Source organism: Microbacterium sp. ISL-59, from assembly GCF_018613945.1.
Classification (GTDB): Bacteria; Actinomycetota; Actinomycetes; order Actinomycetales; family Microbacteriaceae; genus Microbacterium; species Microbacterium oxydans_B.
The window spans coordinates 1,197,743-1,221,437 of the sequence record NZ_JAGGPG010000002.1 but is presented as its reverse complement, the minus strand read 5'-3'; the positions used below and the strand labels follow the sequence as shown (position 1 = coordinate 1,221,437).

General features: G+C 68.8%; 25 protein-coding genes. 14 read left to right on the top strand and 11 right to left on the bottom strand.

The window, feature by feature from the left end:
• The first annotated feature begins 15 nt into the window (after positions 1 to 15).
• Together J7E45_RS09935 and J7E45_RS18060 are read left to right on the top strand one after the other, a co-directional pair.
• Positions 16 to 555 carry a hypothetical protein gene (locus tag J7E45_RS09935; protein ID WP_215068885.1) on the top strand — a complete coding sequence of 180 codons (540 nt, stop codon included), beginning with the start codon at positions 16 to 18 and terminating at the stop codon, positions 553 to 555.
• A 100-nt stretch (positions 556 to 655) separates the two neighbouring features.
• A complete protein-coding gene (locus J7E45_RS18060) occupies positions 656 to 790 on the top strand; it encodes a hypothetical protein (RefSeq protein WP_258131296.1) in 135 nt (44 codons plus the stop codon).
• Positions 791 to 853: 63 nt separating this feature from the next.
• On the opposite strand, the gene J7E45_RS09930 is transcribed toward J7E45_RS18060, so the two are convergent.
• From J7E45_RS09930 to J7E45_RS09920, 3 genes are all read right to left on the bottom strand, one after another.
• Complete coding sequence (locus tag J7E45_RS09930) at positions 854 to 1,840, bottom strand: Clp protease N-terminal domain-containing protein (protein WP_215068883.1); 987 nt, start codon at positions 1,838 to 1,840, stop codon at positions 854 to 856.
• A complete protein-coding gene (locus J7E45_RS09925; RefSeq protein ID WP_091028239.1) occupies positions 1,837 to 2,082 on the bottom strand; it encodes a hypothetical protein in 246 nt (81 codons plus the stop codon). The genes J7E45_RS09930 and J7E45_RS09925 overlap by 4 nt, the downstream gene beginning before the upstream one ends.
• A 72-nt stretch (positions 2,083 to 2,154) precedes the next feature.
• Positions 2,155 to 3,339: an alcohol dehydrogenase catalytic domain-containing protein gene (locus J7E45_RS09920; RefSeq protein WP_215068881.1), complete on the bottom strand. Its 1,185-nt coding sequence runs from the start codon at positions 3,337 to 3,339 to the stop codon at positions 2,155 to 2,157.
• Positions 3,340 to 3,486: 147 nt separating this feature from the next.
• Here J7E45_RS09920 and J7E45_RS09915 point away from each other — a divergent pair, with 147 nt between their 5' ends.
• A complete protein-coding gene (locus J7E45_RS09915) occupies positions 3,487 to 3,969 on the top strand; it encodes an SRPBCC family protein (protein WP_215068879.1) in 483 nt (160 codons plus the stop codon).
• Here J7E45_RS09915 and J7E45_RS09910 read toward each other — a convergent pair.
• The 3 genes from J7E45_RS09910 to J7E45_RS09900 are packed head-to-tail and all read right to left on the bottom strand — an operon-like array spanning position 3,947 to position 7,657.
• Positions 3,947 to 4,960: a hypothetical protein gene (locus J7E45_RS09910; RefSeq protein ID WP_215068877.1), complete on the bottom strand. Its 1,014-nt coding sequence runs from the start codon at positions 4,958 to 4,960 to the stop codon at positions 3,947 to 3,949. The two genes, J7E45_RS09915 and J7E45_RS09910, sit on opposite strands and share 23 nt — an antisense overlap.
• Position 4,961: 1 nt before the next feature.
• Positions 4,962 to 6,800: a substrate-binding and VWA domain-containing protein gene (locus J7E45_RS09905; protein ID WP_215068875.1), complete on the bottom strand. Its 1,839-nt coding sequence runs from the start codon at positions 6,798 to 6,800 to the stop codon at positions 4,962 to 4,964.
• Between the two features lie 32 nt (positions 6,801 to 6,832).
• Positions 6,833 to 7,657, bottom strand: a complete 825-nt coding sequence (locus J7E45_RS09900; RefSeq protein ID WP_308162095.1) for a shikimate 5-dehydrogenase — start codon at positions 7,655 to 7,657, stop codon at positions 6,833 to 6,835.
• Positions 7,658 to 8,225: 568 nt separating this feature from the next.
• Between J7E45_RS09900 and J7E45_RS09895 the strand changes: the two genes are divergently transcribed.
• Positions 8,226 to 8,432: a cold-shock protein gene (locus J7E45_RS09895; protein WP_028501254.1), complete on the top strand. Its 207-nt coding sequence runs from the start codon at positions 8,226 to 8,228 to the stop codon at positions 8,430 to 8,432.
• Positions 8,433 to 8,568: 136 nt separating this feature from the next.
• On the opposite strand, the gene J7E45_RS09890 is transcribed toward J7E45_RS09895, so the two are convergent.
• Entirely contained in the window at positions 8,569 to 9,234 is a 666-nt protein-coding gene (locus J7E45_RS09890) for an HAD hydrolase-like protein (RefSeq protein WP_215068873.1), read from the bottom strand.
• A 143-nt stretch (positions 9,235 to 9,377) separates the two neighbouring features.
• Here J7E45_RS09890 and J7E45_RS09885 point away from each other — a divergent pair, with 143 nt between their 5' ends.
• A complete protein-coding gene (locus J7E45_RS09885; RefSeq protein WP_215068871.1) occupies positions 9,378 to 9,689 on the top strand; it encodes a response regulator in 312 nt (103 codons plus the stop codon).
• 27 nt (positions 9,690 to 9,716) lie between these two features.
• On the opposite strand, the gene nucS is transcribed toward J7E45_RS09885, so the two are convergent.
• Positions 9,717 to 10,412, bottom strand: coding sequence for an endonuclease NucS (gene nucS, locus J7E45_RS09880; protein ID WP_029264137.1), 696 nt, complete (start codon positions 10,410 to 10,412; stop codon positions 9,717 to 9,719).
• 56 nt (positions 10,413 to 10,468) lie between these two features.
• Entirely contained in the window at positions 10,469 to 11,362 is an 894-nt protein-coding gene (locus tag J7E45_RS09875; protein ID WP_215068869.1) for a GAP family protein, read from the bottom strand.
• A gap of 116 nt (positions 11,363 to 11,478) precedes the next feature.
• Here J7E45_RS09875 and J7E45_RS09870 point away from each other — a divergent pair, with 116 nt between their 5' ends.
• Positions 11,479 to 12,675 carry a sensor histidine kinase gene (locus J7E45_RS09870; RefSeq protein ID WP_091028265.1) on the top strand — a complete coding sequence of 399 codons (1,197 nt, stop codon included), beginning with the start codon at positions 11,479 to 11,481 and terminating at the stop codon, positions 12,673 to 12,675.
• A complete protein-coding gene (locus J7E45_RS09865; protein ID WP_215068867.1) occupies positions 12,672 to 13,319 on the top strand; it encodes a response regulator transcription factor in 648 nt (215 codons plus the stop codon). The genes J7E45_RS09870 and J7E45_RS09865 overlap by 4 nt, the downstream gene beginning before the upstream one ends.
• A 4-nt stretch (positions 13,320 to 13,323) precedes the next feature.
• On the opposite strand, the gene J7E45_RS09860 is transcribed toward J7E45_RS09865, so the two are convergent.
• Positions 13,324 to 14,562, bottom strand: coding sequence for an MFS transporter (locus J7E45_RS09860; RefSeq protein WP_215068865.1), 1,239 nt, complete (start codon positions 14,560 to 14,562; stop codon positions 13,324 to 13,326).
• A gap of 60 nt (positions 14,563 to 14,622) precedes the next feature.
• Between J7E45_RS09860 and J7E45_RS09855 the strand changes: the two genes are divergently transcribed.
• Entirely contained in the window at positions 14,623 to 15,681 is a 1,059-nt protein-coding gene (locus tag J7E45_RS09855) for a LacI family DNA-binding transcriptional regulator (protein WP_091028274.1), read from the top strand.
• 33 nt (positions 15,682 to 15,714) lie between these two features.
• Here the strand turns inward: J7E45_RS09855 and J7E45_RS09850 are convergent, their stop codons facing one another.
• Entirely contained in the window at positions 15,715 to 17,214 is a 1,500-nt protein-coding gene (locus J7E45_RS09850) for a hypothetical protein (protein WP_215068863.1), read from the bottom strand.
• Between the two features lie 119 nt (positions 17,215 to 17,333).
• On the opposite strand from J7E45_RS09850, the gene J7E45_RS09845 reads away from it, so the two are divergent.
• The 6 genes from J7E45_RS09845 to mnhG are packed head-to-tail and all read left to right on the top strand — an operon-like array spanning position 17,334 to position 23,691.
• Positions 17,334 to 20,300, top strand: a complete 2,967-nt coding sequence (locus J7E45_RS09845) for a Na+/H+ antiporter subunit A (protein ID WP_215068861.1) — start codon at positions 17,334 to 17,336, stop codon at positions 20,298 to 20,300.
• Positions 20,300 to 20,899 carry a Na(+)/H(+) antiporter subunit C gene (locus tag J7E45_RS09840; RefSeq protein WP_091028284.1) on the top strand — a complete coding sequence of 200 codons (600 nt, stop codon included), beginning with the start codon at positions 20,300 to 20,302 and terminating at the stop codon, positions 20,897 to 20,899. Before J7E45_RS09845 ends, J7E45_RS09840 begins: the two co-directional genes overlap by 1 nt.
• Positions 20,896 to 22,449 (top strand): Na+/H+ antiporter subunit D, encoded by a 1,554-nt coding sequence (locus J7E45_RS09835; RefSeq protein ID WP_029264128.1) that lies wholly within the window; start codon positions 20,896 to 20,898, stop codon positions 22,447 to 22,449. Before J7E45_RS09840 ends, J7E45_RS09835 begins: the two co-directional genes overlap by 4 nt.
• Positions 22,446 to 23,039 carry a Na+/H+ antiporter subunit E gene (locus J7E45_RS09830; protein WP_091028291.1) on the top strand — a complete coding sequence of 198 codons (594 nt, stop codon included), beginning with the start codon at positions 22,446 to 22,448 and terminating at the stop codon, positions 23,037 to 23,039. The genes J7E45_RS09835 and J7E45_RS09830 overlap by 4 nt, the downstream gene beginning before the upstream one ends.
• Entirely contained in the window at positions 23,036 to 23,305 is a 270-nt protein-coding gene (locus J7E45_RS09825; RefSeq protein ID WP_091028295.1) for a monovalent cation/H+ antiporter complex subunit F, read from the top strand. Before J7E45_RS09830 ends, J7E45_RS09825 begins: the two co-directional genes overlap by 4 nt.
• Positions 23,302 to 23,691 carry a monovalent cation/H(+) antiporter subunit G gene (mnhG, locus tag J7E45_RS09820; protein WP_091028298.1) on the top strand — a complete coding sequence of 130 codons (390 nt, stop codon included), beginning with the start codon at positions 23,302 to 23,304 and terminating at the stop codon, positions 23,689 to 23,691. The genes J7E45_RS09825 and mnhG overlap by 4 nt, the downstream gene beginning before the upstream one ends.
• The last annotated feature ends 4 nt before the right edge of the window (positions 23,692 to 23,695 follow it).

Here is a 23,695-nt window from a genome sequence, read left to right as displayed (position 1 = left end):
CCATGGCGCCCGAGTGTGGCTTTCGGACTGTGTGCGTCCGGCGTCGTACTCGGGTTCGTCCTCGGCGGCTTTCAGGGCGCGCTCGGAGCCTTTGCGATCGCGGTCGGCATCACCGCGGTTCGTCACGCCCGACGGAGGCGGGCTTCGCTGCCGCGCCTGGCATGCCGATTCCTGGTGCTGGGGGGCGGTGACCAGCCGATCGCGGCGATGCTGTTCCGAATGCCTGACGATGATGCGGAGGAAGCGGCGGATCATCTGCGCGAACACGGCTGGAGCACGCTCGAGCCGCCGTTCGACGGACCGCTCGCTCCCGTGAACGGAGTCGGAGTCGAGTTCCGAGGCGATCGGGGTCTGGTGGTGCACGACCTTCGTGGCCTCGGCGGGCGCCCGAGTCTCATCGCCGACCGATTGACCGCCCTCCCCCCGGGCTGGGGGCGCGCGGCGGAGGAGTCGGGGTACGTCCTGCTGCTCACCGACGACGGTCGATCGGCGCCCGGATGGATGCCGGTGCTGGGGGCCTACGCCCTCCTTCGCGGCACGCGAGCAGGAGGTTGAAGAAGAGTACTTTTTTCCCGGTCACGCGGAAATTTGACTTCCTGTGGTTCCGGGCTATGGTCGGAGGTTACGCCAGCCACCGAAGGGGAAGCGAGTAACCATGTCCGGAAAGTCCATCCAGGGTCGCGACAGCAAGAAGACGCCGCAGCTATCGCTCAAGGAGAAGCGCGCTGCGAAGCGGGAGAAGAACGCACCAGCCGAGTTCATCAAGCCGCGTAAGGGCGCCAAGGGCTGATCGGATTCGACCACGGCGGATGCATCCTCGTGTGGGCGGTGATGCATCCGCCGACTCCGTCCCTCACCGGAAGACGCGGGTGATGCCGCTCTCGATCTGGGTGAGCTGGATGTAGACGAGGAGCCGGAGGATCGGTCCCAGCAGTGCGCGGCGGACGCGACGGAGGACCCGGCGGCGGCGCGGGACGGTCTCCCATGTGAGGGTCACCCGAAGTTGCATTCCGCCCGCGGCATGTTCGAGCGCGAAGGCCACCACTCGCGGGACTCCGTTGTCGGAGTCGGGATACGTGAAGCGCCAGGTGACGAACGCCCGGTCCTCGGACCGATCGAGATGGACCAGCTGTCGCCGGACGGGATCCTTGACGGGAATCGGCTTGCCGTCACGAGCGGTGGTCCTCGTCCTCGCCTCCCAGGGGCCCGTGGGTGCTGCGGGCGCGTCGACCTCGTCGACCACATGGTCCCACTCGGGGATACGGGTCGCCGACGACAGCAGTTCCCACACGTCGTCGAGCGACGCGGGCACGAAGACCGCACGCGTGCCGGAGAAGGTGTTCTCGGTGAATGTCGGGCGCCGCGAGAGGCCGAATCGCCGCGCGTCGTCGAGGCGGGACCGCAGCGCATCCGGATCGATGTCGAGTCGTCGCAGGATCGCCTCGATGAGGCCGCTCGGCTCGTCCACGAGTGCACGCAGCACCGCTGCGGAGTCACCCCGGCGACCTCCACTCGACGCCTCTTTCCACACCGCGATCGCCCGTTCGGTCCATTCGTAGCCCGAGGTCTCGTGGAACACGATGCGACCGGTGCTGTCCGTGTCGGAGGCGATGCCCACGAGGTCGAGCTGAGTCGCGTGCTGGGCAGTCACGGCCGCACGCGCCGCGTTCAGGCCCGCGCCCATGCTGCGCAGGATCTGCCCACCGGTGTCGGGGTCGATCGTCAGGGCGAGCAGGAGGTGATCGATGTCGGCATCACGAACTCCGAAGCGGGAGGCCTCCTCCATCGCGGCCAGTGACAGGGCATGCATCGTGCTGGCGGCGTCGATGAACCGGCTCATGAGTTCCTCCGGGGGACGACGATGGTCGGATCGATCCGCTTCGAGTGCTTCTTGTGCACGGCCTGCCTGGTCACACCCAGGGCGTCGGCGATGGCTTGCCAGCTCATGCCGGAGCGCAATCCGGCTTCGACCTGGCGCAGTTCGAGGGCATCGGCGAGGGTGCGCAGGGAGGCGACCGCCCGCAGTCCCGCACGGGGGTCTGTCGTGTCCGCGGCGATCTGTGCGACATCGAGGGATTCCATGTCTGTCAACCTACGTTGCTCGTGGTCGCCGTGTCAACCTGGGTTGCTTCGCCGGGATCGCTGCGGGGCCCCTCAGACGGTCGACGGATGCAGCACGACCTTGATGCAGCCGTCCTCCTTCTTCTGGAACGTGCGGTAGAGGTCGGGCGCATCGTCGAGCGGTGCGTGATGGGTGGTCAGGTCCATGACGCCCAGCGGATCGGCGGCATCCTCCGCGAGCGGCCGCAGGTCGTCGACCCAGTTCTTCACGTTGCACTGCCCCATGCGCAGGGTGATCTGCTTGTCGAAGAGGGTCTTCATGGGCATGATGTCGGCGTCCCCCGCGTACACACCGCTCAGCGACACGGTTCCGCCCCGGCGCACGATATCGATCGAGGCATAGACGGCGGCGAGCCGGTCGACCCCGGCCTTGTCGAACACCTGTCGCGCGGCCGGGTCGGGAAGCAGCCCGACCGCCTTCTGCAGGAACTCGACTCCCGAGTTGCCGTGCGCCTCGAGTCCCACGGCATCCACCACCGAGTCGGCGCCGCGCCCCTCGGTCAGATCCCGCAGCTCCTCGACGACGGTGTCGGTCAGGTCGAACGTCTCGATGCCGTGGCGCTCGGCCATCGCCCGCCGCTCCGGCACCGGATCGACCGCGAGCACCCGATACCCGCGATGCCGTCCGATGCGCGAGACGAACTGTCCGACCGGCCCGAGGCCCATCACGGCGAGCGTCCCGCCCTCCGGAACCTGCGCGTACTCGACGCCCTGCCAGGCCGTGGGGAGGATGTCGCTGAGGAAGAGGTAGCGCTCGTCGGGAAGGTCGGACGCTACGGGGATGTGGTTGTAGTCGGCGAGCGGCACCCGCAGATACTCGGCCTGCCCGCCCGGCACCTGGCCGTAGAGCTTCGTGTACCCGAACAGTGCCGCCCCGCTGCCGTACTCCCGCACCTGCGTGGTCTCGCACTGGGACTGCAGTCCGCGCCGGCAGAGGAAGCACTCGCCGCACGAGATGTTGAACGGGATCACCACGCGGTCGCCGACCGACAGCGTCGTAACGCCCGCACCGACCTCGACGACGACGCCCATCGGCTCATGGCCCAGGATGTCTCCGCGGTCGAGGAACGGCCCGAGCAACTCGTACAGGTGCAGATCCGATCCGCAGATCGCGGAGGAGGTGACACGGATGATGGCGTCCGTGGGTTCTTGGATGACCGGATCGGCGACCTCCTCGACGGTCACGTTGCGCTTGCCCTGCCAGGTGAGTGCCTTCATGGTGTCCTCCGATCATCGGTCCGTGACGGCCCACGTTCGTCGAGGGATGCGGCACAGCCAACCGGGTTGACAGACGCGCAGCCGCCCGTGTCAAGCGTCTTCTGCGGTCGTCTCCGGGCGTGCAGGATGATCGCGGACGGAGGAATCATGGCGACGAACACTCGTGACCTGACCTGCACCACGGAAGACGTGTTCCGCGTGCTCGCGAACGGCTGGCTGTATCCCGGATGGGTGGTCGGAGCCTCGCGCATGCGCGACGTCGACGCCTCCTGGCCCGAGGTCGGCACGCAGCTGCATCATTCCTTCGGTGTGTGGCCGGCGCTGCTCGATGACAGGACCGAGGTGCAGGAGTGGGATCCGCCGCACCGGATGGTGCTCACCGCGCGCGGCTGGCCGATGGGCGAGGCCAAGGTCACGCTGCGCGCGCGCACGACGGCATCCGGGTGTCAGGTGCGCATCGACGAGGAACCCGTGAAGGGGCCGGCCGCCCTCATCCCCCGATTCCTCACCACGCCGATGCTGCGCTGGCGCAACGCCGAGACGCTGCACCGGCTCGCCTACCTCGCCGAGGGGCGAGCGGGAGGCGACGACAGGAACGCGGGCGGGATCACTCCCCCGAGTTCTTCTTGAACTGCCGCTCCCAGTCGCGCAGCTCGGAGCGCCCGATGAGCGAGTCGAGCGACACCTGGAACAGCAGTCCCTTGCGGGCGTTGACCTGCTTGATGTTGTCGACGATCTGCGTCGTCACCGCCGCCAGCGCCTCGCGCACCTCGGCGATCCGTTCCTCCGGCGCATCCCACAGGTCGGGCCGGGTGAGCAGGTCGAGCAGATAGTCGGGCTCCAGCGCGGCGACGAGGCGGGCGAGCTTATCGGAGTACTCCGCCTCGGCCAGAGCGACCTGGTCGGTCTCTGCCTTGGCGTCGAGTCGCACGAAGAGCTGCTCGACGTGTGAGGCGAGCGCGTCGATGCCCGCGGCCGTCTCCGCGGCCACCGGGTTGTTCGGCAGGTTCGCGTAGTCGACCCGCAGCTCGCGCAGTCGGTTCACCCGCAGGCGGATGCCGCGAGGAACCGGATCCGCCGCGGTCTTCGGCGTGCGACGGCGTCGGGCGAGCAGTCCGATCGCCGTGCCGCCGGCCGCGAGCAGGACGGCGCCGCTGATCACGACGGGCAGCAACCAGTCCGCTCCTCCACCGGTGCCGCTCGCACCCGGAGAGGAGGGGGTCTCTTCGACGATCTGCTGTACGGTCTCGACGAGAGCGGTCTGGGTGTCGCCCGCCGCTGCCTCGTTCTCGTTGGCGATCCGCAGCGCCTCTGTGGTTTCGATGGCTGTCGACGCGGCTTGGAGGTCGTCCCCGATGGCGAGCACCACGGTCTTCTGCGGGGCCTCCTTGGTGATCCGGTTGAGCAGTTCGAGGTCGAATGCGGCGCCGAGATCGGCATCCGTCGGCAGCACCACGACGGCGATCGAGCCGTCAGCGGGAAGGACATCGGTGAGCGCGGCGGTCAGAGCGTCTCCGCCCTTCACCTCGGGGGCCACGTAGACGTTCTCCGATTGCAGAGCGCCGGCGACAGTGTCGGTGACCCCGCTCAGGTCGGATGCCGCGACGATGATCATTCCCACCTCAGAAGTTGTTGATCACGGAGGCGAAGACGAGGTCGATGCGCTCGGCGTCCGACGCGTCGAACATCTGGCCCCCGGTGGCGTCGGCGATCCGCTGCAGCACCGAGGTGTCTGCGGCCGAGCTGTACGCGATCGGGAAGATCCGCACCGGGGCGTCGGTGCCGCCCTCCTTCGTGCTCTTGCCGATCTTCGCGATCAGCGAGTCGAGTGAAGTCGTGGAGTCCGTGTCCTCACCGTCCGAGAGCACCACGATCGCGTTGATCCGTCCGGGCTCTGCCCGCTCGCTCATGGCCTCGTACGCGGTGAGCACCGCGTCGTACAGCGGTGTGCCGTTGCGCTCGGCGTAACGGAGGTCGTCGAGGGAGGAGTCGAGCTTCTCGCCGTCGGCCCCCAGAGGCGTGACCCCGCGAAGCACCTGGATGCTCTCGCCCTCGTCGGAGGAGACGCCGGTGGTGAACGCCCAGACGCCGACCTCGTCGGTGGAGCGGAAATGGTCGAGCGTCGACTGTGCGCCCTGGATCGCCCCGTCGAGCCGGGAGCGTCCGTCGCCGATCGGCTCGTCCATCGAGCCGGAGATGTCGATGAGCTCGAGCACGGATGAGGGCTTGCGAACCTGCGTCCACTGGTCGATCGCGGTGGAGATCACGTCGACCTCGGGCTTCGGCAGCGTCACGGTGGGCTGTGCGGGATCGACACCGAAGTTCGCGGTGAACAGGTCGCCCAGCGGGACCGATTCGTCGAGCGGACGGAAACCGTACTCGGGAAGGATCGTCTGCGCGGCCTCGGTCTGCAGGAACGCGGCGAAGGCCTCACCCGCCGTGCGCTGCTCCGGCGTCACCCAGTCGGCACCGAGCACGGTGACAGGGTTGTCCGACCACATCGAGCCGCCCTCCGGGTACACGGCGACCAGCTTGGTCTTCGGCGGGACCAGGGTCTCTCCCGGCTGCACGGTGTGCGAGTCGGGGTTGCCCTTGTTGTAGTTGAGCAGCGAGGTCTCCTCGAGTGCGACCGCCGACACGTAGGCCGAGCCGTTGGCGCCGTTCTGCGTCTCGTCGTACAGCGTCGACAGCACGTTGCCCGTGGTGTCGCCGTAGTGGATCACGCACTCCTCGAACACGCGGGAGAAGTCGGCTGCGGCATCCACATCAGCCGAGGTCAGCCCCTCCGCCTTGCCCGACGCCTCGTACGACTGCATCAGGATGGTCGACAGCCCGGTGGTCGAGGTGTTCGGGTTCGTCTTCGAGATCTTGAAGGCGCCCCAGATGTCCTTGCCCACGCTCCCCCAGCCGTCGGGGTCCTGGCACAGGCCCTCGAGGTCGGTGATGCTGATCGGCTTGTCCGGCCAGCCGAGCGCCTTGGCCATCGGCTCGGGCATGCCGAACACGACGGGGGTGCGGGTGAAGGATGCGGGTGTGCCGACAAGGTTCTGCGAGGCGGCCGCCGCAACACGGTCGGTCCAGACGGTGGATGCGGGCGACCACAGAGTGGGCCACAGTGCACGGTCGTCGCTCGGCCAGTCCTCGCCGGATGTCAGGTAGCGGGCGGCGTTGCCGGATGAGACGTTCGTCGGACGCACGGTGGCGCAGGTGTCGAGCTTGTCGTGCTCCGGAGAGTCCTTGAACGCGGTCGCCAGCTCGTCGAGCATGTTGACCTTCTCCGACGAGGTCGCCACGGTGATGTGCGTGCAGCCGTCGTCGGGAAAACCCTGGCTGTCGTCGGGGGTGGGCTCTTCTCCCCCACCGGTGCAGGCCGCCAGCACCAGCGCGACGATCGCCGCCGTCGCCAGGGCGGCAGGTGTTCGCCGGATGGTGGTCCTTCGTGCGGTGCGAGGGGCGCTCATGCGCCAAGGGTACCGATGTATCGGGCTCCCGATCACGCGGTTCCGGTGCGCATGAACTCCTCAGCCGCCTGCACCTGCTCCACACTCGGGCGGATGCCGGTGTAGAGCACGAACTGCTCGAGAGCCTGCAGAGTCGCGACCTCGGCCCCGGTGATCAGGGTCTTGCCTGCCGCGCGGCCCGCGATGATCAGGGGTGTCTCCGCGGGCAGCGCGACGACGTCGAAGACGACGGATGCCGCCCCGATCGCCGCCTCCGAGAACGCGAGCGTGTGCTCCTCTGCGCCACCGGCCATCCCGATCGGAGTGACATTGACGAGGATGTCCGCCGTCGCATCGCCGACTTCCGCCGCCCAGGCGAAGTCGTACAGGTCGGCGAGTGCGCGCCCGTTCGACTCGTTCCGCGCGACGATCGTGACGTCGGTGAAGCCGGCGTCGCGGAAGGCGGCTGCGGTGGCCTTGGCCATGCCGCCGGAGCCGCGCAGCAGTACGGAGGCTGCGGGATCCAGCTCCTTGCGCGTGATCAGCTGCGCGATCGCGGAGTAGTCGGTGTTGTACGCCGTGAGCACGCCCGCGTCGTTCACGATCGTGTTGACCGAATCGATCGCCGTCGCCGAGGGGTCCATCCGATCGACCAGCGCGATCACGTCCTCCTTGTACGGCATGGAGATCGCGCAGCCGCGGATGCCGAGTCCGCGCACGCCGGCGATGGCCTGCGCGAGGTCGGTCGGAGCGAAGGCCTTGTAGATCCAGTTGAGTCCGAGCGCCTCGTAGAGGTGGTTGTGGAAGCGCGTCCCGTTGTTGCTCGGCCGCGCCGACAGCGAGATGCAGAGCGTCATGTCCTTGTTGAGCAGCGTCACCGCATCAGGCTACCTCCGCGTCCTTTCGGGCACCGGGAGCAGTGCCCGACGTGGGTCGATCTCACCCGGAGGAGGTCCGTGACGGGACCGTGCGCACTCCCCTATGGTGAAGGTGCGTGCACAAGGGGATTGATCGTCTCCGTCTCTCCCCAGGAGACGGACGGCCCACCCCAGGGGCAAGACGATCCGTGCATGCGATTGGGCCCCCTCGAGTAGTTCAGTCCCCAATGGACTGCTCGAGGGGGTCGCTATCGGGTCCTGCACACCGATTTTCGGATTTGTCCCCCAAAAGGGGGACACGCGCTCCGAAAAGGAGTTAGGCTGTTCTTGACGCACCCTCCGGTCGTCTTCGGCCCTCATCGCTCCCCCCGCGGTGAGGGCCACACCATTTTCTGGGCGTCGTCCGCTCGCGCGCCCCTGGAATCCGCCGCATGACGGCCATGTGCCGCTCGTGCAACATTTGGATTACCTTCTTGCCGCGGCTATTCCCCTCGGGGTCTCCTCCACTAGCGTTAGCGATGTCGGGGCATCCCTGCGTCGGCTTCTTCATCAGCAGAACAGGCAGTACATGAGCACCCAGGGCACGGTTAAGTGGTTCAACTCGGAGAAGGGCTTCGGCTTCATCTCCCCCGACGACGGAGGCGCTGACGTCTTCGCACATTACTCCGCCATCGAATCGTCCGGCTACCGGTCTCTCGAAGAGAACCAGCGAGTCGAGTTCGACGTGGCACAGGGCCCGAAGGGCCTGCAGGCAGAGAACATCCGCCCCGTCTGAGACGGGCGATACACAGGACTCCCCGACCGGAGCGCCATGACGGCGTCATCCGGCGGGGAGTTCTGTGCTTCTGGCGGTGTGCTCCGATGTGCCGACACGGCGACCCCCGGATGCGCGCGGGTCGCCGGTGCCGGCGTCAGTCGATCAGGAGAGCGCGCAGTTCGGCCACGCTCGTCACGCGGAACTCCGCGTCGTCGCCCTCGTGCGCGTCGCTGAACCCCCACCCGACGAAGATCACGGGGACGCCGTTGGCCTTGCCGCCCTCGACGTCGTGGTGCCGGTCGCCGATGAGCACCGGTCGTGACGTGTCGGCGCCGAGCTCGCGCAGCCGGCGCAGAGCCTCGGCGACGATGTCGGTCTTGGACGCGAGAGTCGCCTCATCGGGTGTCGCGCCGACGGTCGTCTGGAACGACGGGCGGAGGCCGAAGTGGTCGACGAGTGCGTCGACCTGGTGCTCCGGCTTCGAGCTGGCCGTCGCCTGCGGGATGCCTGCCGCCGCCAGTTCGTGGATGAGGTCGGTGACGCCGGGGTACGTCGCCACATCGGTGGTGTACCCGTCGGCCTTGCCGAGCGTGCGATAGAAGGTGACGGCCTCGCGGGACTCCTCGGGCGTCATCCCCGCCTGGTCCTGGAACGACTGGAACATGGGCGGCCCGATCCAGTGCACCAGTTCCTCACGCGTCGGCGCCGGTCGGCCGAAGTGGGTGAGGGCGACGTTCAGTCGGCGGAGGATGCCGACGGACGCATCGATGATTGTGCCGTCGACGTCCCACAGCACGCAGGAATAGGGGGAGTGGGGCATGCCTCCAGCCTATGGGCCCGGCGGCGAGGGCCATTCCTCCTGCACAGCTGTGCTCCGAAAAAGCTTGCTCACACCTTATGTGAGGGCGAAATGTCCTCATGTAAGGTCGTGACAAGAGCGGAGTTGCAGGTCAGAATGGGGGCATGTACGTGTCGGTAGAAGTCATCACGATGCTGGCGACAGCAGCGGCGACTCTGGTCGCGATCGTCAGCGGGTGCGGCTGGATGATCGCTCGGATGGACGCACGCTTCGAAGCGCAGGATGTGAAGCTCGAACTGCGGTTCGATCGCATCGACCGCCGCTTCGAACGGGTCGATGAACGGTTCAAGCGGTTCAATGAACGGTTCGACCGGGTCGATCAGCGGCTCCGTCTCGTCGAGCTCGAGATGACCGAGGTGAAGATCGCGGTCGCGCGACTCGAGGGTCCGGCTCCGCGGCTGATGGCGGCTCGCTGATCCGTGCGGGGATCAGACGGAAGAGGCTCAGAACAGCCGGGGGATGCCCGACTCGATGCCCTTCATGTCGTCGTAGTCGAGCACCAGGCAGCGGATGCCGCGGTCCTCGGCGAGCACACGGGCCTGGGGCTTGATCTCCTGTGCCGCGAATACTCCCTGCACGGGGGAGAGGTGCGGGTCGCGGCCGAGCAGTTCGAGGTAACGGGTCAGCTGCTCGACGCCGTCGATGTCGCCGCGGCGCTTGATCTCCACCGCGATCGCGGCGCCGTCGGCATCCCGCACCAGCAGGTCGACCGGGCCGATGGCCGTCGGGTACTCGCGGCGCACCAGGGTGGCGCCCTCGGAGATGCGCTCCACCTGCTCGGCGAGCAGCCGCTGCAGGTCGGCCTCGACGCCGTCCTTCTGGAGTCCCGGATCGAGGCCCAGCTCGTGGGAGGTGTCGTGGATGATCTCGTAGATCTGCACGCGCAGTGCATCGCCCGTCTTCTTGTGGGTGACGCGCCACACCTCGACGACGCCGGCGCTCGCCTCCTCCTCGCCCGGTTCCTCGCTCGACAGCGAGCAGGGCGGGCTCATCCAGTTCAGCGGCTTGTAACTTCCGCCGTCGGAGTGCACGAGCAGACTCCCGTCTCCCTTGTGCACGAGCAGACGCGTGGCGAGCGGGAGATGGGCATTGAGCCGACCGGTGTAGTCGACCGAGCAGCGGGCGATGACGAGACGCACCCGTCGAGCCTACTTCGTCGGAGTCCTGTTGTTCGCCGCCTCGGGGTGCGTGACGATCAGTTGCCGAGGAACCCGCCGAGCGCCTCGAAGATTCCGAGCTCGGTGGCTGCGGAGCGGGTGATGAGGAACCCGATGATGCCGATGATCCAGGCGGTGTTCTCCGCGCCCGTGCGCTCCATCCAGGCGACGAAGCGTTCGAGCGGGCGCTGAACGAGGGGAGCGGCGACGATGCGCAGGACGAGCAGGACGATCGCCGGCAGGATCATCAGGGCGCAGTACCCCGCGAGTGAGAGCACACGCAGCGGGGTGTCGACCGCGGCATCCGCAAGCATCGTCATCGCGACGATGTACGGCAGCATCGTGGCGACCTCCACCACCCCGGCGGCGATCGCGACGGCCATGACGGCGGTGCCACGGGTACGCGGATCGAGCAGGCGCTCACGCCAGCGTGTGATGCGTCCGGGGCGAGGAGCCGCCGTCGCTCCGGCCTGGTCTGCGGCAGGGGAGGGCGGAGGTGGTGTCAGCGTCGCCGGAGCAGGGGTGTCGCGCCCGGGCATCCCCGTCCATGGAGAGACCTGGGGCGCAGCCGCGACGGACGGAGTCCCCGCCCCCACGGGAGTTTCCTTCGACTGCTTGTCGCCGGTCGGCATCACGAACGCGGTGATGAGGAGTGCGGCTCCGACGAGGAGTCGGACGACCAGGCCGGTCGGTGAGGCCAGGAAGTCGGAGGCCACGTCGACGAGGTTCACCAGCCCCCACAGGAAGAGGAGGCCGACGACGAGGTAGAACGCCGCGATCGTCACGAGGTAGAGGAGGATGCGTCCGGCACGCACGCGCCCGGGGTGCAGCAGGAGGAAGACCGGGATGAGGAGTGTGCCGACGCTGAGCCCGTCGATCAGCGCCAGCAGCGCGAGGGAGAGGGGGAGCGGGAGCCCGCCGAAGAGTTCCATGGCCCCACTGTCGCCCGAGCGGGCGAGGCGGGGGATCGGGCGAAAGTATCGTTCGCCGCGGGCCCCTCATCCCTTCGACGGATGCGACCGCACCCCCGCCGTGGTTGCATGAGGTCATGCACGAGCAGGTCGACGACGGTATCGGCGCCTGGTATCGCCGGCACCGCGGGTGGGCTGACCCGGCCGGGATGGCGCTCCTCGCGGTCGTGATGGCCGCGCTCGGATTCCGCGGTGTCTGGGGCTCGTTCTCCCTCCTGTCGGGATCGGTGTCGCCGTGGTGGGCGCTCGCCTTCGCTCTTCCGGCGTGTGCGCTCGCGCTCGTCAAGCGACGTCTGCCGATGACCGTGCTCGGACTCGTGACGATCCTCTTCGTCGCCGACCTCCTCACGGTCGGCGGCATCGGGACGCTCTTCGTGCTGCTCGACGTGCTGTGGACGACGGTGTTCCTCTCGGGCCCGCGTCGCCGGCGCGCTCTTCTGGTGCTCCTCAGCGCCGCGACGGTCATCCTCTTCGTCGTCGCCTGGCTCTTCACCGACATGCCCTTCGCGGTCGCCGTCCTCATCGGGGTGCAGTTCGGCGCGATCTTCGGCACGGACTACTGGTGGGCGGTCGCGGTCTCACAGGCGCAGGAGCTGGCCGAGCTGCACCGTCAGCGCGCGGAGGACGCGGCGGCCGTCGCCGAACGGGACCGCGCCGAAGCCGTGCAGCGCGAGCGCGAGGCGATGGCGCGCGAGCTGCACGACGTGGTGGCCGGCCACGTGATGGCGATGGCGATCCGAGCCGAAGCCGCCCTCTCCACGGCACCCGACCAGACGAAGGACCGAGAAGCGCTGCAGGCCGTGCGCGATGCGGGCCTGGACGCCCATGGCGCCCTACGGTCGATGATCTCGGTGCTCCGTCGCGGCGACGGCGCCCTCGTCCCCACCCCGCGCTGGGCCGATCTCGACGGCATCGTGCGAGAGGCCGAGCGCGCGGGGCTCGTGGTCCGTTTCGACGCCGCCGACGAGCCCGAGCTCGGAGCCGCCGCAGAGCAGGCCGTCGTCCGCATCGTGCGGGAAGCCCTGACGAACTGCATCCGGCACGCGGGCGGCGCCGAGGTCGACATCGAGATCGTGGAGCGGAACGCCGAGGTGCAGGTGAGGGTCCGGTCCCGCGGAGGTGTGGCCAGCGCGGCAGCCGCGCACGGAGGCGAAGGGTGGGGTCTGCAGATGCTGCGGGAGCGCGTGGGAGCGCTCGGCGGATTCTTCTCGGCGGGCCCCGTCCCGGACGGGTGGTCCGTCGAAGGCCGGCTTCCGCTCGAGGTGCGCGTATGAGCGCGCCAACCGTACTGCTCGCCGACGACCACGGCGCCATCAGAGCGGGATTGAGGATCATGCTCGAGGCGCACGGGATCACCGTGGTCGGCGAGGCGGCGGACGGCGACGTCGCCGTGCGCAACGCGGCGGCCCTGCGACCCGACGTGGTGCTCATGGATCTGCGGATGCCCGGCAGGGACGGCGTCTCCGCCACACGGGAGATCGTCGAACGAGGACTCGGCGACGTGCTCGTGCTGACCAGCTTCGATGAGGATGAGCTCGTCCTCGGGGCGATACGCGCGGGTGCCGTCGGCTTCCTCCTCAAGACGGTCGATGCCCCCGCACTCGTTCAAGCGGTGCGCTCCGTCGCTGCCGGAGAGGGTGCGTTGGACCCTCGGGTGACGCGACGCGCGCTCGCCGCCGTGGCTCAGGGTGTGGCGGCACCGCCACCGGCATCGAGTGCGACGGAGCACGCCGACCTGACCGTCCGCGAACGGGAGGTCCTCGACGGCATCCTGCAGGGCTGGTCGAATGCGCAGCTCGCGGCGCGCCTGCGCATCTCGGTGCCCACGGTCAAGACGCACGTGTCGAACGTGCTGACCAAGCTCGGTGCGCGCAGCCGCTCGCACGCGGCCGCGATCGTGCGCGGCCGCGAGGACTGAGCGCTCAGCGCTGCCCTTCGCTCGCCGCCGGGGTCTTCTCGTCGTCGCGCAGCGGGCGGGCAGCACCCGAGAACAGTCCCGACATGACGACCAGGGCGACCAGGATGAACAGGGTGTTCAGCAGGCCGATGTGTTCGCTGATGACGCCGAGCACGGGCGGGCCGCCGAGGAACGAGATGTAGCCGATCGTGGCGGCCGCGCTCACGCGAGCCGCCGCCTTGGCCGGGTCGTCTGCGGCGGCGGACATGCCGAGAGGGAAGCCGAGAGAGGCCCCGATGCCCCAGAGCGCCGCGCCGACGAGCACCAGCGGGAAGGTGGGCGCGAGGATGAACAGCAGGATCCCCGATGCCGCGGCTACCGCGAGGATGCGCAGCACCAGGACGCGTCCGAATCGGTCGACGAGGGGGCCGCCGAACAGGCGCACCGTCGTCATCCCGATGGAGAACACGGCGAGCGACACGGCTCCCGTGCCCTCGGCGAAACCATGACCCTGTTCGGTGCCGAGCGCGATCCAGTCGTTGGCGCCGCCCTCGGCGAACGACATGCCGAGCATGACGACGCCGATCAGGTAGGTGCGGGGTTCGCGCCAGGCCTCGAGCGCGGTGTGCATGCGCTCGCGGAACGGCGGCTTGACGTGGTCTTCCGGGTCGAGCGCGGCCTCGCGCGCCGGCACCTGGAAGAAGCAGACCACCGCGATCACGGCGATCAGGACGCCCATGGACACCGCGTGCGTCGCGACATCGATCGCGAGGTGGGCGGCGAGGGCGCCGATGCCGGCGCCGATGACGGTTCCGAAGCTGAAGAAGGCGTGGAAGACGGGGAGGATCGTGCGGCCCATCTGCTGCTCGATCGCGGTGGCCTCGACGTTCATCATCACGTCGACGCAGCCGTTGCCGAATCCGAACAGGGCCATGCCGAGGAGGACGACGGCCACCGAGCCGAACACCGTCGCGCCGAGGCCCACGAGTGCGATGCCCAGCGCGAACAAGAGCATCGCCGCCAGCATGCCGCGCCGGGCGCCGGTGCGCGCCATCACCGCGGGGCTCGTCGAGATGCCGATGATCGAGGCGACACCCATGCCCAGCAGCAGCATCCCGACCTGCGCGTTGTCGAGCTCGAGCGCCTGCTTGATCCCCGGCACGCGCGACGCCCAGGTCGCGATCGAGAGGCCGCTCGCCAGGAAGATGGCGAAGATCGCGGCGCGCCAGCGGACGAACTGCGAACGGGTCAGGGCTGCTTCCATGCCGGACAGCCTATCGAATCGATTCGACCCGGGGGGACGGAAGCGAGCTATCCTCGAAGCATGAGCAGTCAGGAGACGCCGCGTCGGCCCACGATCGCCGACGTCGCACGCGAGGCGGGTGTGGCCACGTCCACGGCCTCGGTCGTCTTCAGCGGCAAGGCGAAGGTGGCACCCGCGACCCGCGAGCGCGTACTCGCCGCGGCCGCTGAACTCGGCTACGCCGGACCAGACCCCCGCGCCGCCTCCCTGCGACGCGGACGCAGCGGCATCGTCGCCGTCGTGCTCGAAGGACACCTGCGCGCGGCCTTCCTCGACCCCGTGACGACGGCCATGATGGACGGCCTCACCGACGGCCTCGCCGAACTCAGCGCCGGCATCCTGCTGATGCGCGACGAGCCGGGGGAGGGCACGGCGATCGCCGATGCTCCCGTCGATGCCGTCGTGCTGATCGGCTGCTCCGGACGCACCCGGGCATCCCTCGAGGTGGTCGTCGGCCGCGGCCTCCCGGTCGTCGTGATCGAAGGCGACGCCGGAGAGGCCATCCCGCGGGTCACACTCGACAACGCGGCGGCCTCCGCCGATATCGCGAAGCACGTGCGCGACCTCGGCCACCGCGATGTCGCGCTGGTCACCCTGCCGCTCGACAGCGACCGCGAGTGCGCGGCCGTCACCCCGGAGCGCCTCGCGAACGCGACCGTCGACGTGACGGTCCACCGGTTGGCCGGCACCCGTGAGGTGTTCCCCGACGCCCCGGCGATCTCGGCTTCCGGCAGCCTCATCGACGAAGGCGTGCGGGTCGGCAGGATGCTGCTCGCGGACCCCGCCACCCGGCCGACCGCAGTGCTCGCACAGAGCGATCTGCTGGCCGTCGGCGTCATCCGGGCGGCCGAAGAGCTGGGACTCCGCGTCCCGGAGGACCTCTCCGTCGCGGGCTTCGACGGCATCGCGCTGGACGGCCTCGGCGACCTCACCCTCACCACCAGCGTGCAGCCGGCCGTCGAGAAGGGCCGTGCCGCGGGAGAGCAGGTCGCGCGCATGCTGCGAGGCGAGCCGGGGATCACGCAGCATCTCACCTGCCGTTTCCGCGCCGGCACCACGACCGGCCCGGCCGCACGCTGAGATCCGTCCCCCGACGCGGCTCCGGGGCCGCGGTCAGCTGCGCTGCGGGCCGAGCGGAAGCGCCGTGTCACCGAGATCGAGGATGCGGTAGCGGCCGCAGTCGATCACCTCGTCGGGGATGGCCGGCGCGGGCAGGTTCCACGGGATCGACTGGGCATCCTCCACGAGGAACGTGACCTCGCCGACTCCGAAATCGTCACGGTTCACCAACCAGGCATAGCCGCGCAGTTCGTGATCGACCTGCACGAGCTGCGCCGGGTCGTCGAGGTGCAGCTTCGGCAGGCGCACGGTCCAGAACTGACCGGCTCCGGTGCGGCCGGAGGCACCGACCCAGTCGGTGACGCAGGTGAGGTCGGGGTCGCCGGCCTCGGCGGCCGCAGCGAGTCGAGGGATGCTCAGGATGCCGCCGATCGCGAGCAGCACCGCGGCGACGGCGGCGAGGAGCGATCGGGGGCGGAACGGCATCCACCCCGCGCGCGGCAGGGCGACCAGGGCCAGAACGGGCGCGAACGCGACGGGCTGCAGGTAGCGGGCCGCGTGGGTGCCGAGGGCGATGGCGCCGATCACGACGAGAACGGGCGTGAGCCAGGAAATGGCGGCGACGAAGCGCGAGCCCTCGCTCACGGCACGTGTCGTGCGGACCACCGCGAGCACGAGGAGTGCCAGCACGATCAGGCAGCCGAACACCCCGCCGGGGGTCGAGAGGCGGTCTGCCACGAGCCCGCCGTAGTACCCGAGCGACTCGGCCCATCGCTCCGGCTGCACGTAGCCGGCGCCCGTGTTGGCGATCCATGCCCGAAAGGGAATGCGTCCGAGGATGCCGAGTGCCGTGCCGCCCAGGAGCACACCGAGCAGTAGCGCCAGCCGGAAGCGCTGCCGCGATCGGATGGTCAGAATCGCGAGCAACACCGCGATCGGAACCGTCGCCCACGCCGCATACAGCGGATTCGACAGCGTCGACAGGGCGGCCGTGGCGCCGAGCGCGATCGGAAGACCGAGGCTCATCGATTCGCGGTCGAGCGCGCGTCGCACCAGCCCCACCGAGAGCACCACCGCGATCACGGTGGCCGAGTAGTAGGTCGTCGTGAGCTGCAGGGAGGCGAGCTCGAGGGCATCGCGCGATGCGGAGAGCTCGGTCACGGCGATGGTGCAGAACACCGCGAGCCCGAGGAGCGCCCACGCGACGGGTGCTCCGCCGTCCTTCCGGCGACCGGCCACGAGCCGAAGCGCACCGTAGAAGGCGAGCATGTTGATCACGGCATTCACCGCGAGCAGGCCGTTCACGTCGAGCGGCACGAGCAGGTCGAGCCCCGAGAACACGGCGGATTCGGGAAGGAAGAGCACGCTCGACATCGCCCAATTCAGCGGTTCACCGGAAAGGAATGACCGCGCGAACAGCGCCACGATCAGGGAATCTCCGTCGCGGAACAGCAACTCCGATCGCGCCGATGATGCGACCTGTGCGGCGGTGAGAAGTGCGAGCGACAGGGCGCCGAACCACCCGGCCAGCTCCCGCACCCAGACCCGCCGCATGCGACCACTCTTGCACGATCGTGCAACCCGCGGACCGGACGGCCTTTTCGCCCGGGTAAACTAATGGCGACACCCCCCGCCTGGCCTCAAGGCCGACGACCCCCGAGGGAGCCGCGTATATGCTGACGCTCCTCGCCGTGTTCCTGCTCGGGTCGCTGTTGATGCCCGTTCTGGTGCGATGGCTCGGAGCTCAGGCCTTCGCCATCGCCGCACTCGTCCCCGCAGCGGCCTTCGTGCACGCGCTCGTCCTGACGCCGCAGGTGCTCGACGGCCCCGTTCCGTTCGAGTCGGTCGAGTGGATTCCGCAGCTCGGGCTGAACCTCTCCATGAACATGGACGTGCTCGGCTGGGTGCTCACGCTGATCGTCACGGGTGTCGGCGCCCTCGTGCTCCTCTACTGCCGGTGGTACTTCTACGAGGACTCGGCCGGGGTCGGGCAGTTCGCGGGTGTCCTCCTCGGCTTCGCCGGCGCGATGTACGGCCTCGTGCTGACCGACGACCTCGTCATGCTCGTCATGTTCTGGGAGGTGACGAGCATCCTCTCGTACCTCCTCATCGGCCACTATCGCCGCCGTGCCGCCAGCCGACGTGCGGCACTGCAGGCGCTGCTCGTGACCACTCTCGGTGGACTCGTGATGTTCGTGGGCGTCGTGGTCCTCGTCGTCGACACCGGCACGTCGAGCATCCGGGAGATCCTCGAGATCGCCCCGACGGGCCCCGCGGTGGATGCCGCGATCGTGATGCTCCTGATCGGCGCGATCAGCAAGTCGGCCCTGTTCCCGTTCCACTTCTGGCTTCCCGGAGCGATGGCGGCGCCCACCCCGGTCAGCGCGTACCTGCACGCGGCCGCGATGGTCAAAGCCGGCATCTACTTGATCGCCCGGTTCGCGCCGATCTTCGCTTTCAGCGCGCCCTGGCGCCCGATCGTCATCACCCTCGGCATCCTCACGATGCTGATCGGCGGCATCCAGGCGCTGCGGGAGACCGACCTCAAGCGCATCCTCGCCTTCGGCACGGTCAGCCAGCTCGGATTCTTCGCGATCGTCGTCGGCTACGGCACGCAGGCGGCGGCGCTGGCAGGGCTCGCGCTCGTGATCGGGCACGCCCTGTTCAAGTCGGCCCTCTTCCTGATCGTCGGCGTCATCGACCGCCAGCTGTCGACCCGTGACATCACCGAGCTCTCCGGCGTCGGGCGGCAGGCTCCGGTCATGGCGACGGCGGCATTCATCTCGGTGGCATCGATGGCGGGCATCGCGCCGACCATCGGTTTCGTCGCCAAGGAGTCCACGCTCACGGCTCTGCTCGATGACGCCCTGGGTGGCTCTCCGTGGGGGCTGGTGGCGCTCATCGGCGTCGTACTCGGTTCTATGCTCACCGCGGCATATGGAGCACGATTCCTCTGGGGAGCTTTCTGGAAGAAGCGCGACGAGCAGGGCCAGCTGCCCGACACCGCCTGGCCCGATCCGCCGGTCGGCTTCCTGTCGGCGCCGATCATCCTCGCCGGCGTCACTCTCGCTGCGGGGATCGGGGCCCCCGCGCTCGACGTGGCGCTGCAGGGCTACGCCGTCACCGCGACACCCGGGCTCGACCACGCGGGCGAAGCCGTCGAGGGTCCGGGTCACCTCGCGCTGTGGCACGGCCTCGAGCCCGCCCTCGGCATCTCGATCGTCTCGATCCTTCTCGGCATCGGGCTCTTCCTGCTCACCCGCAGGACCGGCTGGGACCGCAAGCCCCGCCTCCTGCGCTTCACCGCCGCCGATGTCTACTTCCTGGTGATGCGCGGTATCGACCGGCTCTCCGTGCTCAGCACCACTCTCACGCAGCGCGGCTCGCTGCCGGTCTACGTCGGCACCATCTTCGTGGTCTTCGTCGCCGCCGAGGTCACGGCGCTCATCGCCAGCGACATCGATCGGTACAACCTCTCCGCCTGGCACACGCCCGCGCAGATCGTCGTCGCCCCGATCATGGCGATCGCCGGAGTGTTCGCGGTCCGCGCCCAGAAGCGCTACACCGGCGTCGTCCTGGTCTCGGTCACCGGCCTCGGCATGGTCGTGCTGTTCGCGACGAGCGGCGCACCCGATCTGGCACTGACGCAGATCCTCGTCGAGACCGTCACCATGGTCACGTTCGCGCTGGTGCTCCGCCGCCTCCCCGCCCGGATGGGCGAGCACAACGCCTCGGTCGGACGCGTCCCCCGGGCGCTGCTCGCGATCGGCGTCGGCGTCACCATGGCCTTCGTCGCGGTGGTCGCCACCCAATCCCGCATCGCCGATCCGATCTCGGAGGCGTTCCCGCAGCTCGCGTACGAGATCGGTCACGGCAAGAACGTCGTCAACGTGGCCCTGGTCGACCTGCGTGGCTGGGACACGATGGGCGAGCTGTCGGTGCTCGTGCTCGCCGCGACCGGCGTGGCCTCGCTGGTGTTCGTCACGCACCGAGCCGACCTGCTCGCCGCCACCAAGAACCTGCCGAAGGCGACGCGGAGGGCCGCGCGCAGCCGTCCGCTCGTCGAGACGACCGAGGGCATCCGGTTCCAGGACTCCGACAACGAGAGCAGCCCGCGGGCGTGGCTCGTCGGCGGTCAGAAGATGAAACCCGAGAACAGGTCGATCCTGCTCGAGGTGATCGTCCGCATCCTCTTCCACACGATCATCGTGGTGTCGATCTTCCTGCTGTTCGCCGGGCACAACCTGCCGGGCGGCGGCTTCGCCGGCGGGCTCGTCGCCGGCATGGCGCTGGTCATGCGCTACATCGCCGGTGGTCGCTGGGAGCTCGGCGCCGCCGCTCCGACGGATGCCGGCCGGCTGCTCGGCACCGGCCTCATCCTCGCCGTCGGCACGGCCGTCGTCCCGCTCTTCTTCGGGCTCGCGCCGCTGACGAGCACGTTCTGGGAATGGGAGATCCCCGGTATCGGTCACATGGAGTTCGTCACCTCGACCATCTTCGACGTGGGTGTCTACCTCGTCGTGATCGGGCTCGTGCTCGACGTGCTGCGCAGCCTCGGCGCCGAGGTCGACCGGCAGGCGGCGCTGCGCTCGACCCCCGGTCCTGAAGGCTTCCTCTCGCGGGGACGGGGGAGCAGCTGATGGATGTCTCGCTCACCCTCATCGTCATCATGGCCATCCTCTTCGCGTGCGGCGTGTACGCGATGCTGGAGCGCAGCCTCACCCGCGTGCTGATCGGCTTCCTGCTGCTCGGCAACGCCACGAACCTGCTGCTGCTCACCGTGATGGGCGTCCCGGGCAATGCGCCGTTCTTCGGCACCGAGGGCGAGATGAGCGATCCGCTCCCGCAGGCGCTCACCCTGACCGCCATCGTGATCACCTTCGCGGTCTCGGCCTTCCTCCTCGCCCTGATCTATCGTTCCTGGCAGCTCGGCCAGGCCGACACCGTCGAGGACGACGAGGCCGACATCGCGCTCCGCGAGCGCACCGACGCCGACGAAGACCTCATGGACGACGAGTCCGAGACGGACGAGGACGAGGCGACCACCGACTTCGTCGGCGTGCAGACCGCACCGATCACGGTGCTGCACATGCGCGACCACCCCTCCATCCACGACGATGCACCGTTCGATGCGCCGACCGGGTGGGGAGACGAACCCTCGTCGCGCTCAACCGAGGGCGACGACGCGCGCCCCGATGAACCCGACGACCACGACGAGAACGAGGAGGGCCGGCCATGACCGCTCTCGTCCCGCTCCTCGTCGGGCTCCCGCTCCTCGGCGCCGCCATCACCCTCGTGTTCGGCAGGAACGCGCGGCTCCAGGTCGTCGTGACCGTGGCCACACTCGCCGCGGTCTCGGTGATCGCCGCCGTGCTCCTGGTCGTGGTGGATTCCGGCGACCCGCTCGCCGTCTCGGTCGGCGGCTGGCCTGTGCCCTTCGGCATCGTGCTCTACGTGGACCGGCTCGCCGCACTCCTCGTGCTCATCTCGAGCATCGTGCTCCTCGCCGTCCTCCTCTTCTCCATCGGGCAGGGCGCCGCCGACGGCACCGACGAGACCCCGATCTCGATCTTCAACCCCTCGTACCTGATCCTCGCAGCCGGTATCTTCAACGCCTTCATCGCCGGCGACCTGTTCAACCTCTACGTCGGCTTCGAGATCCTGCTCGTCGCCTCGTACGTGCTGATCACCCTCGGGAGCACCGAGTCCCGCATCCGTACCGGCGCCGTCTACATCGTCGTCTCGCTGGTCTCGTCGATCCTGTTCCTCGCGTCGATCGCCATGATCTACGGCGCACTCGGCACGGTCAACATGGCGCAGATCGCCGAGCGCATGTCGGAGCTTCCACAGGAGACGCAGCTGGTGCTGCACCTGATGCTGGTGGTCGCCTTCGGCATCAAGGCCGCCATCTTCCCGGTGTCGTTCTGGCTGCCCGACTCGTACCCGACCGCTCCCGCCCCCGTCACGGCGGTGTTCGCGGGCCTGCTGACCAAGGTCGGCGTCTACGCCCTGATCCGCACCGAGACCCAGCTCTTCGCTTCGAACAGCATCGACACGGTGCTGTTGATCATCGCGCTCGCGACCATGATCGTCGGTGTGCTCGGTGCCGTGGCGCAGGCGGAACTCAAACGAATCCTGTCGTTCACGCTGGTCAGCCACGTCGGTTACATGATCTTCGGGCTCGCGATAGCGACACCCGCCGCGATCGGGGCGACCGTGTACTACATCGTCCACCACATCGTCGTGCAGACGACCCTGTTCCTCGCCGTCGGTCTCGTGGAACGTCGAGCCGGCAGCACGTCGATCCTGCGGGTCAAGGGGCTGCTCAAGGTCGCGCCGGTGATCGCCGTGCTCTACTTCGTGCCCGCGATCAACCTGGGCGGACTCCCCCCGTTCTCCGGGTTCATCGGCAAGTTCGCACTCTTCGAGGCGGCAGCATCCGTCGGCACACCGATCATGATCGTGCTGATCTTCGGCGGCATCGTCACCTCCCTGCTCACCCTGTACGCACTCATGCGCGCCTGGAACCTCGCGTTCTGGCGCGAGGAGGAGGACTCCACCGAGACCGAGGGTCGCATCTCGTACCTCGGCAACGCCCCGGCCGCCGACGAGCAGCAGGAGCGACGCCGCATCCCGAAGATCATGACGATCGCCACGGCCGGCATGGTCGCCGTCACCGTCTCGCTCACGATCTTCGCCGGACCCCTGTACGCGCTCTGCGACCGCATCGGCGCCGCTCTGCTGCAGCCTGTCAGCCTCGTCCAGCTAGAAGAGGAGGTGGGCGGATGAGACGTCAGACCAAGCGCCACCTCTGGCGAGACATCCGGGTCCAGCTGCCGTTCCTCGCCTGGCTCGTCGTGCTGTGGATGTTGCTGTGGGCGCAGTTCACCGTGCTGTCATTCCTCTCCGGACTCGTCGTCGCGATCTTCGTGACCCGCGTGTTCCGGCTGCCGACCGTCGAGCTCTCCGGCCGGATCAACCTCGGCTATGCCGCACTGTTCGTGGTGCAGTTCCTTTTCGCAGTGCTCAGCGGAGCCATCTCGGTGACCCTGCAGGTGTTCGACTTCCGCCGCCAGCCGGGCACAGCGATCATCGCGGTGCCGCTGCGTTACGCCGACGACCTGGTCATGACCCACGTCGCCGTCGTGTCGTCGCTGGTCCCCGGCTCGCTGGTGGTCGAGACCGACCGCGACCGACGCATCCTCTACCTGCACGTGATCGGCGTCAGGAACCGCGCCGACGTCGAGAAGCAGCGCGCCGGGGTGCTCCGCTGGGAGCGACGGGTCGTCCGGGCGCTGGGCGACCCCGCCCAGTACCGCGCGCTCAAGGCCGACCAGCGCGCCGGCCTGACCGGATCGACGAAGGGCGGTGCCCGATGAACATCCTGCTGATGCTGATCATGGTGGTCTTCGGTATCGCCGCGATCCTCACGCTGATACGAATCGTCCGAGGTCCGTCGATCCTCGACCGCGCCGTCGCCTCCGATGTGCTCCTGACCGAGGTCATGTGCGTGCTCGGGGCGGAGATGGCCATCAACGGTCACACCCGCAACATCCCCGTGCTCCTCATCATCGCCGCGATCGGGGTGTTCGGCTCGATCTCCGTCGCCCGGTTCGTCGCAAGAAGGGACAACACGACCTCATGAACATCCTCGGTCTCGTGATCCCCGACCCCGTCATCGACGTGGCCGTGCTCGTGCTGATCCTGCTCGGGGCGCTGCTGTGCCTGTCGGCGGCGGTCGGACTGCTGCGCTTCCGCGACGTGCCGTCCCGGCTGCACGCGGCGACCAAGCCGCAGGTGCTCGGACTGCTGCTGATCTGCATCGCGATCGCCCTGTCGCAGCGGTCGATCGGCGGGATCCTGCTGGGCTTCGTGCTCGTCGCGCCCGTCGTGCTCATGCAATTCGCGACGGCTCCGCTGTCTGCGCACATGGTCGGGCGCCAGGCCTACCGCAACGGCACCATCGAGCAGCGCGGCCTCGTCGTGGACGAGCTCGCCGAGTCGAAGCAGACCCCGCCCGCCGCCGGCTGAGCTA

Excerpts from the sequence above, each read along its gene's own strand:
- J7E45_RS09885 (WP_215068871.1), top strand. The coding sequence starts at position 9,378 with ATGTACGTGTCGGTAGAAGTCATCACGATGCTGGCGACAGCAGCGGCG.
- J7E45_RS09925 (WP_091028239.1), bottom strand. The coding sequence starts at position 2,082 with ATGGAATCCCTCGATGTCGCACAGATCGCCGCGGACACGACAGACCCC.
- J7E45_RS09825 (WP_091028295.1), top strand. The coding sequence starts at position 23,036 with ATGAACATCCTGCTGATGCTGATCATGGTGGTCTTCGGTATCGCCGCG.
- J7E45_RS18060 (WP_258131296.1), top strand. The coding sequence starts at position 656 with ATGTCCGGAAAGTCCATCCAGGGTCGCGACAGCAAGAAGACGCCGCAG.
- J7E45_RS09850 (WP_215068863.1), bottom strand. The coding sequence starts at position 17,214 with ATGCGGCGGGTCTGGGTGCGGGAGCTGGCCGGGTGGTTCGGCGCCCTG.
- J7E45_RS09915 (WP_215068879.1), top strand. The coding sequence starts at position 3,487 with ATGGCGACGAACACTCGTGACCTGACCTGCACCACGGAAGACGTGTTC.
- J7E45_RS09870 (WP_091028265.1), top strand. The coding sequence starts at position 11,479 with ATGCACGAGCAGGTCGACGACGGTATCGGCGCCTGGTATCGCCGGCAC.
- J7E45_RS09920 (WP_215068881.1), bottom strand. The coding sequence starts at position 3,339 with ATGAAGGCACTCACCTGGCAGGGCAAGCGCAACGTGACCGTCGAGGAG.
- J7E45_RS09835 (WP_029264128.1), top strand. The coding sequence starts at position 20,896 with ATGACCGCTCTCGTCCCGCTCCTCGTCGGGCTCCCGCTCCTCGGCGCC.
- J7E45_RS09895 (WP_028501254.1), top strand. The coding sequence starts at position 8,226 with ATGAGCACCCAGGGCACGGTTAAGTGGTTCAACTCGGAGAAGGGCTTC.
- J7E45_RS09875 (WP_215068869.1), bottom strand. The coding sequence starts at position 11,362 with ATGGAACTCTTCGGCGGGCTCCCGCTCCCCCTCTCCCTCGCGCTGCTG.
- mnhG (WP_091028298.1), top strand. The coding sequence starts at position 23,302 with ATGAACATCCTCGGTCTCGTGATCCCCGACCCCGTCATCGACGTGGCC.
- J7E45_RS09855 (WP_091028274.1), top strand. The coding sequence starts at position 14,623 with ATGAGCAGTCAGGAGACGCCGCGTCGGCCCACGATCGCCGACGTCGCA.
- J7E45_RS09905 (WP_215068875.1), bottom strand. The coding sequence starts at position 6,800 with ATGAGCGCCCCTCGCACCGCACGAAGGACCACCATCCGGCGAACACCT.
- J7E45_RS09865 (WP_215068867.1), top strand. The coding sequence starts at position 12,672 with ATGAGCGCGCCAACCGTACTGCTCGCCGACGACCACGGCGCCATCAGA.
- J7E45_RS09830 (WP_091028291.1), top strand. The coding sequence starts at position 22,446 with ATGAGACGTCAGACCAAGCGCCACCTCTGGCGAGACATCCGGGTCCAG.
- J7E45_RS09930 (WP_215068883.1), bottom strand. The coding sequence starts at position 1,840 with ATGAGCCGGTTCATCGACGCCGCCAGCACGATGCATGCCCTGTCACTG.
- J7E45_RS09860 (WP_215068865.1), bottom strand. The coding sequence starts at position 14,562 with ATGGAAGCAGCCCTGACCCGTTCGCAGTTCGTCCGCTGGCGCGCCGCG.
- J7E45_RS09845 (WP_215068861.1), top strand. The coding sequence starts at position 17,334 with ATGCTGACGCTCCTCGCCGTGTTCCTGCTCGGGTCGCTGTTGATGCCC.
- J7E45_RS09840 (WP_091028284.1), top strand. The coding sequence starts at position 20,300 with ATGGATGTCTCGCTCACCCTCATCGTCATCATGGCCATCCTCTTCGCG.
- J7E45_RS09890 (WP_215068873.1), bottom strand. The coding sequence starts at position 9,234 with ATGCCCCACTCCCCCTATTCCTGCGTGCTGTGGGACGTCGACGGCACA.